This window comes from Rhizobium sp. BK512 (assembly GCF_014194915.1).
Classification (GTDB): Bacteria; Pseudomonadota; Alphaproteobacteria; order Rhizobiales; family Rhizobiaceae; genus Rhizobium.
Window position 1 is genome coordinate 43,653 of record NZ_JACIAS010000006.1, and the last position, 14,133, is coordinate 57,785.

Sequence of the window (14,133 nt, forward strand, 5' to 3'; positions counted from 1 at the left end):
TTATCTTACCCGTTTGTTCTTGGCCTCCGCGGCGTAAACCCGGTGAATGAGTTCCGCGACGGCCTTATAGAAGACTGACGGTATGACACTATCCACCGAGACTTGCGCAAACATGGAGCGTGCGAGAGGTGGATCCTCGAACACGGGAATGCTGTTCTCTTCGGCGATCTCTCTGATTTTCAACGCAATAAGGTCCTGGCCCTTGGCCAGGACGACCGGTGCATCGTTTTCCTCGCGCACGTAGCGCAGCGCCACGGCATAGTGCGTCGGGTTGGCGATGACGAGGGTGGCGCGCTGAACGCTGGCGATCATGCGCCGACGGGCGCGGTCACGCATGACGGAGCGCTGTCTGCTCTTGACGAACGGGTCGCCCTGCGACTGCTTGTTTTCTTCCTTCACCTCGTGCTTCGTCATCTTCAGTTCGGTGAACCAGTGGTAGCGCGTCCAGAACACGTCGGCGATGGCGACGATGGCGGTGGCGATCAGCATCACGATGATGATCTTGCGCATGGCCGTCATCATGCGAACCATGATCGTCTGCGGGTCGGAGAACATCGCATCGATCGAGCCGAAATATTCGCTTCTAAGGACGAAGAAGAGAATCACTCCGACGACGACCACCTTGAACAGCGACTTGCCGAATTCGACGAGCCCCTGGAGGCTGAAGAGCCGCGACCATCCCTTGACGGGCGAAATACGCGAAGCCTGAGGACGGATGCGTTCGAGAACCGGTGTCGGCAGGTTCTGGAAGACGGATGAGGCGATACCGAACACTATGAACATGATGAAAGCCGGGGCAAGAAGCGCCGCAACGGCCCAGCCGAGCTTCACAAAGAGCGAGATGACGTCAGGTCCGGTTTCGATCTTCCACTGGTCTGGCTGCTCGAAGATGTCGCGCAGGGTCTCGGCCATGTGCGACGTTGCGCTGGGAAGGAAGAAGACGAGGTAGATGAAGGTCGCGAGAATCGTCGTGAAGATCGAAATTTCACGCGAGTGGGGGGTATTACCTTTTTCGGCAGCATCAGACCGCTTTTTCGCGGTAGGGGCTTCTGTTTTGCTGTCCTTGTCTTCATCGGCCAAGTCTGCGGCCCTCCGTCAAAGAAAAAGGCCGCTGCTAAAGCGCGGCCCGTTTCCAAGAAGGGTAGACGTGTGCGTCTTGTCGATCAACCGCCGCCTTGCCGGCCAGTCGAATTGTCAACAGCTGCGATGGTTTAGGCGGCCGCCGGACCGCCTTCCTTTTCCTTGAGTTCGATCTGGCCGGCATTGGCCAGGCGAATCGCTTCCTGCGCCACGGCGCGCCGTGCAATCGCGATCTCGCGCGGATTGACGCCGGCCATGCCGCTTTGAAGATCCGATTCGATCATGCGGCGCTGGCGCGGACTGATGGAGGAAAGAACCGATTCGCGGATTTCCGCCGATGCGCCACGCAAGGCGACTGTGAGGACGTCGGTCGAGATGTCGTTGAGCAGCATGACGCGGCTGCGCTGCGGCATGAACATAAGATCTTCGAAAAGGAAGATCTTCGGACGAACCTTGTTGACCGCTTCGCGATTGATCGATTCGAGCGAGGTGAGCAGCGTATCGACCTGCGGCTTGTCCATCTCGTTCATCAGGTCGGCGACCTTGGTGGAGCCCGATGCGTTGCGTTCTGCGTCGATCTCGGCAAGCAGCGTCATCACCTGGTTTTCGATGATTTGTGCAGCCTTCGGGCTGACACTCTTCATGTTGACCGTACGGTTCATGATGTCGGCACGACGGTTGTCGGGAAGCTGCAGCAATACCTTCGCGCCGAAGGACGAGGGCATCATGGATAGGATATACGCAACGGTCTGGGGGTGTTCGCGCAACAGGAACTGGGCGACGAAAGCAGGTTCCGCCTCGGCCAGACGATCCCAGATGGAGGTTTCGTAGGCCTGGAAAGCGGTGCGGCGGCCGAGAAGGCTGTCGACTTCGTCAGGGGTCAGCCCTTCCTCGAGGATGGCCTCGATCGCCTTGGCGTTGTCCATCAGACCCGCGCCTTCGGTGAAGAGATCTTCGAATTCGCTGACGAGCTGGAGGAGCTCGTCCGGCGGGATCGCACGAAGCGCCTGGGCAGATCCGATAATGGTCTGCAACTCGGCCTGCGTAAAATATTTCAGCAGCCGGCCGGCGACCCCCTTCCCCATAGCGAGAAGAACTGCCGCCGCCTTTTCAGCCTGGGTCAACGGTTTCCCGGCAAGTGCGCCGCCGAAATCGTCAAAGTCCATCATGGTCTAACCTCTCCGTCCCACACAGGGATCAGGCTTTTTTCGTGCTCAAAACTTCTATCAGTTTTACACCGAATCGCGTGTCGTCGTTATCAAGAACCGTAATCTCGCCGCGTGCAATCCTGCGGCCGTTCACCATTATTTCGACCGGCTCGCCGATCTTCTTGTCGAGCGCGATAGTGGCACCCTCGGTGAGGTTCATCAGGCCGGAAACCTGCATGCGGCTCGTCCCGAGCACGATCTGGACATCGATAGGAATGTCCATGATCAGGTCGAAGTTCGAGTTCAGCGCGCTGCCGAGCGGTGCCGGAGCGGACTGGAAGGAATTGCCGCCGAAGCTCGGCGCAGCGTCGAGGCTGGGAAAGCCTGCTGCACCGCTGCCGGCAGCATCGTCGCCGAAATCGCCGCCCCCGAAATCGCTTCCTGCGAAATCGGCACCGCCGAAGGATGTTTCGCCGGCATCACCGCCGAATGGCGAGAGATCCGTTCCTGCTGCGAAAGCATCGTTCTGCAGGTCGTCGCCGAACTGCGGAAAGTCGCCGTCCGTATCTTTCTTCAACACGCCGCGCAGATCGTCGATAGCCTGATCCAGATCGGCTTCATTGCCCGGCATGTCCAGGGAGAGGTCACTATTCTGCTGTGTCTTCTTCGTAGCCATGAAATCACTATTCCAGTTGAAACTTGCCTCAAACTGCCTTTGTGGCGCTGAGAGCGAGAGAACCGATTAATTCATTAAGTGCCGGATCAGCTCGTCATCCGAATTCATGGTGTCTTTCACGCGCACCATGTAGTTGTCGCCTGAACGCCCGAACTCGCACACATACAATTCCCGGCTGTTGGCGCTGACTTCAACGCGCACGTCGCCACTGTCCCGGAAAGGAATGACATCGCCAGCCATTAGCTTGGAAATCGTCCGCAATGTCAGGTCCTGGAGATGGATCTTCGCTTCGAGGGTGACCTGCGAGCGGCGAACCTGGTCGCCGATCTGCTCGGTGAACTCGGGCGATTTGCTGGGCTGCTTCTTCGGCTTCGGGGCCGAAACCGTCGTCTTGAGCAGTGCCGTCTGCGGCACGATCAGGCTGAATTCGGAAACGATGCCGGCAAGCGTGATCGACATGTTGATCGCAGCGGCAAATTCGTCGGTGCGATCCTCCGGCGGACGCACACGGGCCTCATGCGCGAAGGGCGCCGAGAGGCTGGGCTCGAATCCGCCTGGCGCGTTCACGGCCGAGCGCAGCACCTTGGAAATCTTGTCGAACACCATGCCGGCGAGATCGAGTTCGATAATGGAGAGAAGCCGGTCGGCCGGCTCCTCGATCGTTTCGGCCGTGGCCCCAAGCAGGTGCTCCATCAGGGTGATGATGAAACCGTTGCCACAGCCGATGGTGATGTTCTGCGACCAATTGCGCAGCGTCGCATCGACCAGCGTCATGTTGGTGCTGAGATCGTCGATCAGGTGATTCTTGTAGCCGATCTCGCAGCCAAGATAGCCGACTGTCACATCGAGGCCGGTTTCGCTTTTCAGGACGTCGGGAAAGAATTCGCTGTATATGTCGCCGAAGGAACTGCAGAGCTTGGCAACCCTGCCCCTGTCGCCGAGACCGCCGGTCAATTTGGCAAGAAGGGCGGGATCCATTGTCTGGTTGTCATGCGAAGCATTGCTCATAGTCATTTAAGCTGCCTTGTTTTCGCCACCTGGGTTCATCATTTCCTGTTCCACTGCGTCGATCGACGGGCGTTCATACGCCGAGATCGTCTTGCGGCCGTATTCGAGGGCGACCTGCGGCACCGAGCCGTTCATGTAGGCAAGCAGGGTCTGCTTGACGACGACGTAGAGACGGTGCTGCTTGGAGCGGACGACCTTGATCTGGGAGACCAGCGGGGAGCAGACGCAGTAGGAAAGCAGAATGCCGAGGAATGTGCCGACGAGTGCCGAACCGATGAGGTGGCCAAGCACTTCCGGCGAGTCGTTGATATGCGCCATGGCCTTGATGACGCCGAGAACCGCCGCGACGATACCGATGGCGGGGAACGAATCGCCCATGATCTGGATCGCGTGGTAAGGCTTCATCTTGTCATGAAGGATGGTGTTGATTTCTTCGTCCATCAGCGCCTCGATCTCGTGGGAGCGGGCATTGCCGATGATGATCAGGCGCACGTAGTCGCAGATGAAGGCCGTCAGTTCCTTGTTCTTCAGAACTGTCGGAGCCTGCTGGAAGATCGTCGATTCAGCCGGGTTGTCGATATGCGCTTCGATTTCGTTGCGCGATTTCGTACGCAGGTCGCGCATCAGCGAATAGAGCACACCGAGCGTGTCGAGGTAGTTGCGCTCCTTGGGAACGGAGTGCTTGAAGGCTTCGCCGAGCGCCTTGCCGGAGTCCTTCACCACCTTCATGGGGTTCGCCATGATGAAGCTGCCGAGGCCGGCGCCGCCGATGATCAGGAATTCGAAGGGCTGAAAAAGAGCATCGACTTCGCCGCCCATGGCCATGAAGCTACCGACGATACAGCCGCAGACAACTACAAATCCGATAATAATATTCATCGTCAGCCCAATCTGAACGTTGCTTTTCTTTGCGACGGATAGGGTTTGTGCCTTGCGTGAGGCTGATGAATGCCGTTTTGGCGTATGCTTTTGCGCTGCCAGTTTCGCGCAAGGATTTGCCTTCATATTGAACGTGACGAGTGGGCCTATGCGCGCCCATGTCTGAGATGCCGCTCAGCGGAACCCGTGGCCGAACGAAAAGGAGCCCGGTGTTTCGTCCCGTTTATCGCCAATGTGGAGCTTACCGACATGCAATCCGGTCTTTACGTTTCCCTGTCGTCCCAGATGGCTCTCGAAAAACGCCTGACGACGATCGCCGACAATATGGCCAACGTGAATACGACCGGTTTTCGCGGCACCGAGGTAAAGTTCGACGAAATGATGGCGAACAACGAGAACAAGACGAACACCAAGGTCGCCTTCGTCTCCCAGGGCAACGACTACATGGACACTTCCCATGGTGAGATGCAGCACACCGGCAACATGCTCGATTTCGCCATCAAGGGCGATGCCTGGTTCTCTCTCGACACACCGGCGGGCCGCGTTCTGACAAGGGACGGCCGCTTCACGATGCGCGATACCGGCGAACTGGTTTCCACCCGCGGCTATCCGGTTCTCGATGCGGGTGGTGCGCCCATCGTCCTCAACACAGCCGGCGGCGAACCGAAGGTCGGCACCGACGGCATCATCTACCAGAACGACCGCCAGGTCGGCTCGCTTGGCCTCTTCGAAGCGGATCTCAACAAGGGTTTCCTGCGCTACGAAAATAGCGGTGTCATGACGACAGAGCAGCCGCGTGCCGTCGTCGATCGCTTCGATGTCGGTGTCGAGCAGGGCTACCTCGAGAATTCCAACGTCAATGCGATGCATGAGATGACGCAGCTGATCGAAGTGAACCGCGCTTTCGAAAGCGTCTCGTCCCTGATGCGCGACAGCGAAGATTCCTTCAAGGAAGCGGTTCAGACGCTGGGCGGCAGCCGCTAAGGCAGGGCGTGAAGCATGAACACCACGCTCTTGACCGAAGACGCACTCTCGCCGAAGCTGACGCATCTCGGCGCCCTTGCAGAACGCTATGCCTCGCCAGAATTCTCGGTGACGCATGGCGGCCGCGTTCATACGATCGCAGCCGGTCACTATACCGTGCGCGGCATTTCGAGGTATGTGCGTCTTGGCGAGTTCGTCGCCCATAAATCCGCGACGGGTATACATCTCGGCGAAGTTGTCCGGGTAGAGCCGGATCTGGTTTATGTCTGCCCGATCGAACCGGGCGAGCCGATCGGCATCCATGACGTTGTCATCCGCAAGGGTGCCTTCCGCATCTCCCCGTCGGACAGTTGGTGTGGTCGCACCATCAATTCCCTCTGCGAGCCGATCGACGGGCTCGGCCCGATCACCGAAGGCCTGGACCGCCGGTCGATCTCGAATACTGCGCCGCCTTCGATGACGCGCCAGCGCGTCGAAAAAGGGTTCAAGACCGGCGTGCGCGCGATCGATATTTTCTCGCCGCTCTGCCTCGGCCAGCGTCTCGGCATCTTCGCCGGCTCGGGCGTCGGCAAATCGACACTCCTGTCGATGCTGGCTCGTGCCGACGCTTTCGACAAGGTGGTGATCGCGCTGGTCGGCGAACGTGGTCGTGAAGTCCGCGAATTCATCGAGGATACGCTCGGCAGCGACATGAAGAAGGCGATTGCGGTCGTTGCCACCAGTGACGAGAGCCCGATGCTGCGCAAGATGGCGCCGCTGACGGCCGTAACCATCGCCGAGCACTTCCGAGACAAGGGTGAAAACGTCCTCTTCATCGTCGACAGCGTTACGCGCTTTGCCCATGCAATCCGCGAAGTCGCGACCGCCTCCGGTGAGCCGCCGATTGCGCGCGGCTATCCGGCCTCCGTCTTTACCGAGCTGCCGCGCCTTCTGGAGCGCGCCGGTCCCGGTGCGGAAGGTGCGGGCACCATCACCGCGATCATTTCCATCCTTGTCGATGGCGACAATCACAACGATCCGATCGCCGACTCGACGCGCGGTATTCTGGATGGTCATATCGTTCTGCAGCGAAGCCTGGCGGAGGAGGGGCGCTACCCGCCGATCGATCCGCTCGCATCCATCTCGCGTCTTGCCCGCAAGGCCTGGACCCCGGATCAGGAGAAGCTGGTTTCGCGCCTCAAGGTGCTGATCCATCGCTTTGAGGAAACGCGCGACCTGCGCCTTATCGGCGGCTACCGTCCGGGCGCTGATGCCGATCTCGACATGGCGGTCAGGCAGGTGCCGATCATCTATGACGTCCTGAAACAGTCTCCCGGAGACCGAGAATCGCTCGATGCCTTTGCGGATCTTGCCGGTGCTCTGAAGGCCGCCGCCGGCGTGCCCACTCCGAGTGCGCCTATTCAAAGGAGGGCCTGATCATGGCCGATTTCGAAGACGAACGGATAGCCGCACTGAAAGAGCGCAACAAAGGCGTGCTGCTCGATCGCGCGCTGACCTTTTTGGGTCTGGCACTTGCCGGTGCGTCCGCCTTCTTCCCCTGGTACGTCTTCTTCAACGAGGACAAGTTCGGCATCAACGTCGCCGACAGCAATGCCTCCCGCGATTTGCCGGACTGGCCGGCGCGCAACGTCTTCAGCGTGTCGCCGCTCGCCATGGTCAACAAGAACGATGAGGGCAAGAAAGTCCCGCCGATCGACAATTTGACGACGGCAACCGTTTCCGAGCTCGGCAAGGAGCGCAACGGCGACGCCTTGATGGAGGACCAGCCTTTCCCCGGCAAGGGTTCTTTCCGTTTGCTGCACGTGGCCAATGGCCGGGCCCTCATCGAGGATCCCTCCGGCATGTATGTCGTGCGCGTCGGCTCGATCCTGCCTGACGAAAGCCGCCTTGCCACATTGGAACAGCGCGATGGCAAGTGGGTGATCGTTACCTCCAAGGGTGAGATCTACCAGAACAACTAAAGCATGCCGCGCAAAACCGGGCAGCGGTTCTGCGACAAAGACCTGCGAAATCAAAGCCTGAAGTGTTGGTGGCGAACCCTGAGGATCGTAACACGCTTCAGTTCAGACAAAAGGTGAATCGCTGCAGGCCCGTGTCGGAGAAACGGTCGGGCGACGGTTGGTCGATGTCTGCAAGTAACCTCGAGCAATGGCCTGCAAATCCTGCATTTACCGTAAGTCCCACGCAAGATTACCGCCCTAGGTTCGGCCTAGTAAAAACGGAGAGTTCTCATGCAACCGATTCAACTTTTCGACTTGGCTTCAAAGCAGGCGGAATGGCTGACGATCCGTCAGGAGGTTGTTGCCGGCAACATCGCGAATGCAAACACGCCGAAGTTTCGTGCAAAGGATGTGACGCCTTTCCAGGCCGTGCTCGACCAGTCGGACGTGACCATGGCGCGCACCAATCCGATGCATCTGAGCGGCAACGATTTCAGCACGAGCGGCGATATCGACGTCAAGGACGCCGCGCTCGATCAGGAAATCGGTGTCCAGGAATCCGGCAACACCGTTGGTATCGCCGAAGAACTCTCCAAGTCGGGCGAGATCAAGCGTCAGTATGACCTGAACACCTCGCTCGTCAGTTCCTTTCATCGAATGATGTTGATGACGGTAAGGAAGTAGACGGATGGATCCGCTTTCAGCAGCAATGAAAATCGCAGGTTCCGGGCTCGAATCGCAGTCGACACGTCTGCGCATCGTCTCGGAAAACATCGCCAACGCCCGTTCGACCGGCGACACGCCGGGTGCCGATCCCTATCGCCGCAAGACGATCACCTTCGGCCAGCAGCTCGATCGCACCAGCGGCGTCGAGACTGTCAACGTCAAGAAGATCGGGACCGACGAAGGCGATTTCACCAAGGAATACGACCCGAGCAACCCCGCTGCGGATGAGAAGGGCATCGTCAAGATGCCGAACGTCAATATCCTCATCGAGATGGCCGACATGCGTGAAGCCAACCGCTCGTATGACGCCAATCTGCAGACGATCAAGCAGACTCGCGACCTTATCTCCTCGACGATCGATCTCCTGAAGAGCGGACAATAATGATCAGCAGCGTACAGAATGTCAGCAATCTTTCGATGACCCGCGCCCTCGGCGCCATCGATACCGAAAATTCTGCCTCCTCCACGACTGCGGCCTCGTCTGCTGCGGCTGGTGCATCCGGCGGCCTGAGCTTCGCTTCCGTCATGGGCAACATGGCGACGCAAGCCGTCAGCAGCCTGAAGGGTGCAGAAAACATGTCCTTCGCCGGCATCAAGGGGACGGCTTCCACACGCGAAGTCGTCGATTCGATGCTGCAGGCGGAACAGACCCTTCAGACTGCAATCGCCATTCGCGACAAGGTCGTTTCGGCCTTCCTCGAAGTCACCAAGATGCAGATGTAACTGATTTGAGGACGAACACATGAGAGCGCTCGCCATCGCAGCAACGGGCATGGATGCCCAGCAGACCAACCTGGAAGTCATCGCGAACAACATCGCGAACATCAATACGACCGGTTTCAAGCGCGCCCGCGCAGAATTCACCGACCTTCTCTACCAGACGGAGCGCGCCAAGGGTGTCGCCAACCGAGCCAACCAGGCCATCGTGCCGGAAGGTGCCAATATCGGCCTCGGCGTTCAGACCTCTGCCGTTCGCAATCTGCATCTCCAGGGTGAGCTGACCCAGACCGGTAACGACCTCGACGTCGCAATCGTCGGCAAGGGTTTCTTCCAGATCCAGTCGACCGATGGCACGACGCTCTATTCCCGCGCCGGTGCGCTGAACAAGAACGACCAGGGCCAGTTGGTCAACATCGACGGTTATGAGGTCATCCCGGGCATCACCATCCCGCAGGGTTCCACCGAACTGACGATCAGCCGCTCCGGCGAAGTGACCGCCAAGCTGCCCGGCCAGACCGATCCGACGACGCTCGGTCAGATCACGCTTGCCGACTTCGTCAACGAGGCTGGCCTGAAGCCGATCGGAGACAACCTCTTCCAGGAAACCCCGGCATCCGGCGATGCCGTCATCGGCAATCCCGATGAAGACAACATGGGCTACCTCAAGCAGGGCTACCTGGAATCGTCGAACGTCGATCCGGTGAAAGAAATCACCGAACTGATCTCGGCCCAGCGCGCCTATGAAATGAACTCCAAGGTGATCACCACCGCTGACGAAATGGCATCCATCGTCAGCAAGAACCTGAAGTAAGAGGGAAGGGCCGAACATGATGTTTCGCCGGGCAGGATACGTCCAGGGATGGGTGGCTGCGGCCACGATCGCAATCACCGGCATGTTCGTGCCGGTCGCAGCGGATGCCGGCATGGGTTATGCCGTCGTCCCGACGACGATCATTTACCCCGGCGACACGATTTCGAACTCTCAGCTTCAGGAAGTCGAAGTCACGAATCCCAACCTCGCAGGCGACTATGCAAAGTCGATCTCCCAGGTCGAAGGGTACGTTTCCAAGCGCACGCTGCTGCCGGGCCGGACGATTTCGATCTCCGCACTGCGTGAACCCTATACGGTGACGCGCGGTTCCAACATCCGCCTGGTCTTCCAGCTCGGCCAGATGACCATTTCCGCTGCCGGTTCGCCCCTTGAAGATGGTGCGACCGGCCAGATGATCCGTGCACGCAATATGGACTCCGGCGTCATCGTCAGCGGCACCGTGCTCGCCGATGGTACGGTCCATGTGAGGGCAAAATGAGTTTCTTCTTTCGTATTCTGAGCCTGGTTGCGGTTCTGGCGATGAGCCTGACCGATGTCGCGCCTGCCTGGGCGTTGACGTCCCGCATCAAGGATATTGCCTCGCTGCAGGCCGGCCGTGACAACCAGCTTATCGGCTACGGCCTTATCGTTGGTCTGCAGGGTACAGGTGACGGCTTCCGCGCTTCGCCCTTCACCGAGCAGTCCATGCGCGCGATGCTGCAGAACCTCGGCATTTCCACCCAGGGCAGCCAGTCGAATGCCAAGAATACGGCGGCTGTCATGGTCACGGCCAACCTGCCGCCCTTCGCAAGCCCCGGCAGCCGTATCGACGTGACGGTCAGCTCGCTCGGCGACGCGACGTCGCTGCGCGGCGGTACGCTCGTCATGACGTCGCTCTCAGGCGCCGACGGCCAGATCTATGCCGTCGCCCAGGGTGCAGCCATCGTCAACGGCTTCCAGGCCCAGGGACAGGCGGCGACCGTGACCGAAGGTGTGACGACGGCCGGCCGCGTGCCAGGCGGTGCCATCATCGAACGCGAGCTGCCATCCCGCTTCAAGGATTCGGTCAATCTGGTCCTGCAGCTGCGCAACCCTGACTTCTCCACCGCGATCCGCATCGCCGATATCGTCAATGGTTATGCCAAGGCCCGCTTCGGCGGCCCGGTCGCGGAAGCCAAGGATTCGCAGGAAGTCGTCATCGAGAAGCCGCGTGAGGCAGACCTCACGCGCCTGATGGCCGATATCGAAAATCTCGTGGTCGAGACCGACACGCCGGCCAAGGTCGTCATCAACGAGCGCACCGGCACGATTGTCATCGGCTCGGATGTCCGCGTCTCGCCGGTCGCCGTCAGCTATGGAACTTTGACCGTGCAGGTGACCGAAACGCCGCAGATCATCCAGCCGGAGCCGTTCTCTCGCGGCGAGACGGCCGTCCAGCCGCAGACGGATATCCAGGCCCAGAAAACGGGCGGCCGGGTTGCGATCATCGACGGTCCTGACCTGCGCACCCTCGTTGCCGGTCTCAACAATATCGGCGTCAAACCGGATGGCATCATCGCCATTCTCCAGGGCATCAAGTCTGCAGGCGCCCTGCAAGCGGAGCTTGTGCTGCAATGATCAAGGTCAAGAACGAGAATCCGGTCGTCCAGCTGTTGCGCCGGCTGTCCTTGCCGGCCGCGGGCCTCGTACTACTTTCCATTCCCGGCGCCTTCGCTCAGGAAGTGGCGCCGGCAGGCGACATCACCTCGACGGACGAGGTCAAGCAGTTCTGCACGAATATCGCCGATCCGGCTCGCGATCAGCGCTATCTCCTCCAGAAGCAGGAGCTCGAAAAGCTGCGCGCCGATATCGACAGCCGCGTTGCCGAAATGGACAGGCGCAAGGCCGAATACCAGGACTGGCTGAAGCGGCGCGACGATTTCCTCAAACAGGCCGAGGCCGGCCTGACGGACATCTATAAGAAGATGAAGCCGGATGCGGCAGCCCTTCAGCTGCAGGACGTCAAGCCAGAACTGGCCGCAGCCGTCATCATGCGGCTTGGGCCGCGCCAATCCAGCCTGATCCTGAACGAGATGGATTCCACCAAGGCTGCCAACATCGCCAGCATCATCGCAAGTGCATCTGATCCCAATACCTCGAAGGATCCTTCATGAATAAGCGTTTACCGGCTGTGATCGCCGCTGTTGCCCTCCTTGCTGGCTGCCAATCGACGGCAGTCAACGAGATCGGCCGCGCGCCTTCCATGAGCCCGATCGGCAGCGGTCTTGCCTATGGCCAAACGCCGCAGATGGCGCTTTATCCGAAGCAACCGCGCGCGGTTGCGCAGGGCTACTCGTTGTGGAGCGATTCGCAGGCCGCGCTCTTCAAGGATGCGCGCGCGCTCAACGTCGGCGATATCCTGACGGTCGATATCCAGATCAACGACAAGGGCTCCTTCGACAACGAGACCAACCGCAGCCGCAAGAATTCAAGCGGGATGAACTGGGACGTCAACGCGCAGGTCTTCGGCTGGACGCCACAGTCCAAGACGGATCTGACTTATGGTTCCGACACGAGCACGGACGGCAAGGGCAAGATCGAGCGCACCGACAAGCTCAACCTGTTGGTGGCGGCGGTCGTTACCGGCATCCTCGAAAACGGCAACCTGGTCATCAGCGGCTCGCAGGAAGTGCGCCTGAATCAGGAACTGCGCATCCTCAACGTCGCCGGTATCGTACGTCCGCAGGACGTCAATTCCGACAACCAGATCTCGTATGACAAGATCGCCGAAGCCCGCATTTCCTACGGTGGCCGCGGCCGCCTGATGGAAGTGCAGCAGCCGCCGCGCGGCCAGCAGGCCGTCGATCTCTTCTCGCCGCTTTGAGGCTGAACCAAAATGGCAGACAACGAAACGGACGAAGGCAAAAAGAAGAAGTCGGGCACGGTGATGACGATCATCGGCATTGCCGTCCTGACGCTTGTCGGCGCCGGCGGCGGCTGGGCGGTCGGCAACATGGTAGCGCCGAACATCCGCAGCGCCACCGAGGCCGAACAGGCGAAGGAGGCCGAGGCCAAGAAGAAGGCCGAGGGCGGCCTTCCGAAAATCGCCACGGAAGCCAACAACATCGTCGTGCTGGACCCGGTCACCTCGAACCTGGCTTACCCCTCCGAAAACTGGATCCGACTCGAGGTGGCGCTGATGTTCAACGGGCCGCCTGATGTCAAGGTCGCCGAGGATATTCACCAGGATATCCTCGCTTATATCAGGACCATTTCCCTTCAGCAGATCGAAGGGCCGCGGGGCTTTCAATATCTCAAGGATGACATCCAGGAACGTGTTGACCTTCGCTCTCAAGGGCGCGTATCGAAGGTCATGTTCAGGACCTTTGTCATCGAATGATTCGACTCATAGTTTTCCTTGCCGCCATGATGGCGGTGCCGGAACTGGCGGTAGCACAGCAGCTTCCGACTGATCTGTTGAATATCCCGGTCGACGGCTCCGCCGCCGCCTGGATCATCAGGACATTTGGCCTTCTGACCGTGCTTTCGGTCGCGCCGGGCATCCTCATCATGGTGACGAGCTTCCCGCGCTTCATCATCGCCTTTTCGATCCTGCGTACGGGCATGGGCCTGTCTTCGACCCCGTCGAACATGATCCTTCTCTCGCTCTCGCTGTTCATGACCTTCTACGTCATGTCGCCGACCTTCGATAAGGCCTGGCAGGACGGCGTCCAGCCGCTGCTTGCAAACCAGATCGATGAATCAACGGCGGTTCAACGCATCGCCGAACCGTTCCGCACGTTCATGTCTGCCAATACGCGTGACAAGGATCTCGCGCTCTTTGCCGACCTAGCCCGCGAGCGCGGCCAGAATATCCAGACGACAGACCCGATCGACTACCGCATCCTGCTGCCTGCCTTCATGATCTCGGAGATTCGGCGCGGTTTCGAAATCGGCTTCCTCATCGTCCTGCCCTTCCTCGTCATCGATCTGATCGTTGCGACGATCACCATGGCCATGGGTATGATGATGCTGCCGCCGACCTCGATCTCGCTGCCATTCAAGATTCTCTTCTTCGTGCTGATCGACGGCTGGAACCTTCTGGTCGGAAGTCTGGTGCGCTCCTTCAGCTGACGGGCAAGGTCAGGCTCCCAGTCAGTTTGCCGCATTCCCTTTCTCACA

Annotated in this window: 18 protein-coding genes; 13 read left to right on the plus strand and 5 right to left on the minus strand. The window is 59.5% G+C overall.

All coding sequences use genetic code 11. The annotated features are described in order from the left end of the window. From flhB to motA, 5 genes are all read right to left on the minus strand, one after another. A complete protein-coding gene (gene flhB / locus FHX06_RS20810; protein WP_112541534.1) occupies nucleotides 1-1,080 on the minus strand; it encodes a flagellar biosynthesis protein FlhB in 1,080 nt (359 codons plus the stop codon). Nucleotides 1,081-1,211: 131 nt separating this feature from the next. Beyond that, the gene (gene fliG, locus FHX06_RS20815) at nucleotides 1,212-2,249 is read right to left on the minus strand and encodes a flagellar motor switch protein FliG (RefSeq protein ID WP_112969854.1); all 1,038 of its coding nucleotides are present in this window, start codon (nucleotides 2,247-2,249) and stop codon (nucleotides 1,212-1,214) included. Between the two features lie 28 nt (nucleotides 2,250-2,277). After that, nucleotides 2,278-2,904: a flagellar motor switch protein FliN gene (gene fliN, locus FHX06_RS20820; RefSeq protein ID WP_183880739.1), complete on the minus strand. Its 627-nt coding sequence runs from the start codon at nucleotides 2,902-2,904 to the stop codon at nucleotides 2,278-2,280. 66 nt (nucleotides 2,905-2,970) lie between these two features. Next, on the minus strand, nucleotides 2,971-3,918 hold the full coding sequence (locus FHX06_RS20825; protein WP_112541531.1) for a FliM/FliN family flagellar motor switch protein: 948 nt from the start codon (nucleotides 3,916-3,918) through the stop codon (nucleotides 2,971-2,973). Continuing rightward, complete coding sequence (gene motA, locus FHX06_RS20830) at nucleotides 3,919-4,791, minus strand: flagellar motor stator protein MotA (RefSeq protein ID WP_037071050.1); 873 nt, start codon at nucleotides 4,789-4,791, stop codon at nucleotides 3,919-3,921. 249 nt (nucleotides 4,792-5,040) lie between these two features. Between motA and flgF the strand changes: the two genes are divergently transcribed. The 13 genes from flgF to fliP all read left to right on the plus strand — a co-directional run bounded on the left by flgF (nucleotide 5,041) and on the right by fliP (nucleotide 14,085). Beyond that, entirely contained in the window at nucleotides 5,041-5,775 is a 735-nt protein-coding gene (gene flgF, locus FHX06_RS20835) for a flagellar basal-body rod protein FlgF (RefSeq protein ID WP_112541973.1), read from the plus strand. Nucleotides 5,776-5,790: 15 nt separating this feature from the next. After that, complete coding sequence (gene fliI / locus FHX06_RS20840) at nucleotides 5,791-7,191, plus strand: flagellar protein export ATPase FliI (protein WP_183880741.1); 1,401 nt, start codon at nucleotides 5,791-5,793, stop codon at nucleotides 7,189-7,191. 2 nt (nucleotides 7,192-7,193) lie between these two features. Then, nucleotides 7,194-7,736 (plus strand): flagellar protein, encoded by a 543-nt coding sequence (locus FHX06_RS20845; RefSeq protein ID WP_112541529.1) that lies wholly within the window; start codon nucleotides 7,194-7,196, stop codon nucleotides 7,734-7,736. Nucleotides 7,737-8,006: 270 nt separating this feature from the next. Beyond that, nucleotides 8,007-8,399, plus strand: a complete 393-nt coding sequence (gene flgB, locus FHX06_RS20850; RefSeq protein ID WP_112541528.1) for a flagellar basal body rod protein FlgB — start codon at nucleotides 8,007-8,009, stop codon at nucleotides 8,397-8,399. 4 nt (nucleotides 8,400-8,403) lie between these two features. Beyond that, on the plus strand, nucleotides 8,404-8,823 hold the full coding sequence (gene flgC / locus FHX06_RS20855; protein WP_113012948.1) for a flagellar basal body rod protein FlgC: 420 nt from the start codon (nucleotides 8,404-8,406) through the stop codon (nucleotides 8,821-8,823). Next, nucleotides 8,823-9,164 (plus strand): flagellar hook-basal body complex protein FliE, encoded by a 342-nt coding sequence (locus FHX06_RS20860; RefSeq protein ID WP_112541526.1) that lies wholly within the window; start codon nucleotides 8,823-8,825, stop codon nucleotides 9,162-9,164. Before flgC ends, FHX06_RS20860 begins: the two co-directional genes overlap by 1 nt. A 19-nt stretch (nucleotides 9,165-9,183) precedes the next feature. Continuing rightward, on the plus strand, nucleotides 9,184-9,972 hold the full coding sequence (flgG, locus tag FHX06_RS20865) for a flagellar basal-body rod protein FlgG (protein ID WP_112541525.1): 789 nt from the start codon (nucleotides 9,184-9,186) through the stop codon (nucleotides 9,970-9,972). Between the two features lie 16 nt (nucleotides 9,973-9,988). Beyond that, a complete protein-coding gene (gene flgA, locus FHX06_RS20870; protein ID WP_112969849.1) occupies nucleotides 9,989-10,471 on the plus strand; it encodes a flagellar basal body P-ring formation chaperone FlgA in 483 nt (160 codons plus the stop codon). Continuing rightward, nucleotides 10,468-11,589, plus strand: coding sequence for a flagellar basal body P-ring protein FlgI (locus FHX06_RS20875; RefSeq protein ID WP_112541523.1), 1,122 nt, complete (start codon nucleotides 10,468-10,470; stop codon nucleotides 11,587-11,589). The genes flgA and FHX06_RS20875 overlap by 4 nt, the downstream gene beginning before the upstream one ends. Continuing rightward, complete coding sequence (locus FHX06_RS20880) at nucleotides 11,586-12,125, plus strand: MotE family protein (RefSeq protein WP_113206966.1); 540 nt, start codon at nucleotides 11,586-11,588, stop codon at nucleotides 12,123-12,125. The genes FHX06_RS20875 and FHX06_RS20880 overlap by 4 nt, the downstream gene beginning before the upstream one ends. After that, nucleotides 12,122-12,835: a flagellar basal body L-ring protein FlgH gene (gene flgH / locus FHX06_RS20885; RefSeq protein ID WP_112541521.1), complete on the plus strand. Its 714-nt coding sequence runs from the start codon at nucleotides 12,122-12,124 to the stop codon at nucleotides 12,833-12,835. Before FHX06_RS20880 ends, flgH begins: the two co-directional genes overlap by 4 nt. Nucleotides 12,836-12,847: 12 nt before the next feature. Beyond that, the gene (locus FHX06_RS20890) at nucleotides 12,848-13,351 is read left to right on the plus strand and encodes a flagellar basal body-associated FliL family protein (RefSeq protein WP_112541520.1); all 504 of its coding nucleotides are present in this window, start codon (nucleotides 12,848-12,850) and stop codon (nucleotides 13,349-13,351) included. Further along, the gene (fliP, locus tag FHX06_RS20895; protein WP_112541519.1) at nucleotides 13,348-14,085 is read left to right on the plus strand and encodes a flagellar type III secretion system pore protein FliP; all 738 of its coding nucleotides are present in this window, start codon (nucleotides 13,348-13,350) and stop codon (nucleotides 14,083-14,085) included. The genes FHX06_RS20890 and fliP overlap by 4 nt, the downstream gene beginning before the upstream one ends. The last annotated feature ends 48 nt before the right edge of the window (nucleotides 14,086-14,133 follow it).

Coding starts and splice junctions, on each gene's coding strand:
- fliG (WP_112969854.1), bottom strand. CDS start 2,249: ATGATGGACTTTGACGATTTCGGCGGCGCACTTGCCGGGAAACCGTTG.
- fliN (WP_183880739.1), bottom strand. CDS start 2,904: ATGGCTACGAAGAAGACACAGCAGAATAGTGACCTCTCCCTGGACATG.
- FHX06_RS20825 (WP_112541531.1), bottom strand. CDS start 3,918: ATGACTATGAGCAATGCTTCGCATGACAACCAGACAATGGATCCCGCC.
- motA (WP_037071050.1), bottom strand. CDS start 4,791: ATGAATATTATTATCGGATTTGTAGTTGTCTGCGGCTGTATCGTCGGT.
- flgF (WP_112541973.1), top strand. CDS start 5,041: ATGCAATCCGGTCTTTACGTTTCCCTGTCGTCCCAGATGGCTCTCGAA.
- fliI (WP_183880741.1), top strand. CDS start 5,791: ATGAACACCACGCTCTTGACCGAAGACGCACTCTCGCCGAAGCTGACG.
- FHX06_RS20845 (WP_112541529.1), top strand. CDS start 7,194: ATGGCCGATTTCGAAGACGAACGGATAGCCGCACTGAAAGAGCGCAAC.
- flgB (WP_112541528.1), top strand. CDS start 8,007: ATGCAACCGATTCAACTTTTCGACTTGGCTTCAAAGCAGGCGGAATGG.
- flgC (WP_113012948.1), top strand. CDS start 8,404: ATGGATCCGCTTTCAGCAGCAATGAAAATCGCAGGTTCCGGGCTCGAA.
- FHX06_RS20860 (WP_112541526.1), top strand. CDS start 8,823: ATGATCAGCAGCGTACAGAATGTCAGCAATCTTTCGATGACCCGCGCC.
- flgG (WP_112541525.1), top strand. CDS start 9,184: ATGAGAGCGCTCGCCATCGCAGCAACGGGCATGGATGCCCAGCAGACC.
- flgA (WP_112969849.1), top strand. CDS start 9,989: ATGATGTTTCGCCGGGCAGGATACGTCCAGGGATGGGTGGCTGCGGCC.
- FHX06_RS20875 (WP_112541523.1), top strand. CDS start 10,468: ATGAGTTTCTTCTTTCGTATTCTGAGCCTGGTTGCGGTTCTGGCGATG.
- FHX06_RS20880 (WP_113206966.1), top strand. CDS start 11,586: ATGATCAAGGTCAAGAACGAGAATCCGGTCGTCCAGCTGTTGCGCCGG.
- flgH (WP_112541521.1), top strand. CDS start 12,122: ATGAATAAGCGTTTACCGGCTGTGATCGCCGCTGTTGCCCTCCTTGCT.
- FHX06_RS20890 (WP_112541520.1), top strand. CDS start 12,848: ATGGCAGACAACGAAACGGACGAAGGCAAAAAGAAGAAGTCGGGCACG.
- fliP (WP_112541519.1), top strand. CDS start 13,348: ATGATTCGACTCATAGTTTTCCTTGCCGCCATGATGGCGGTGCCGGAA.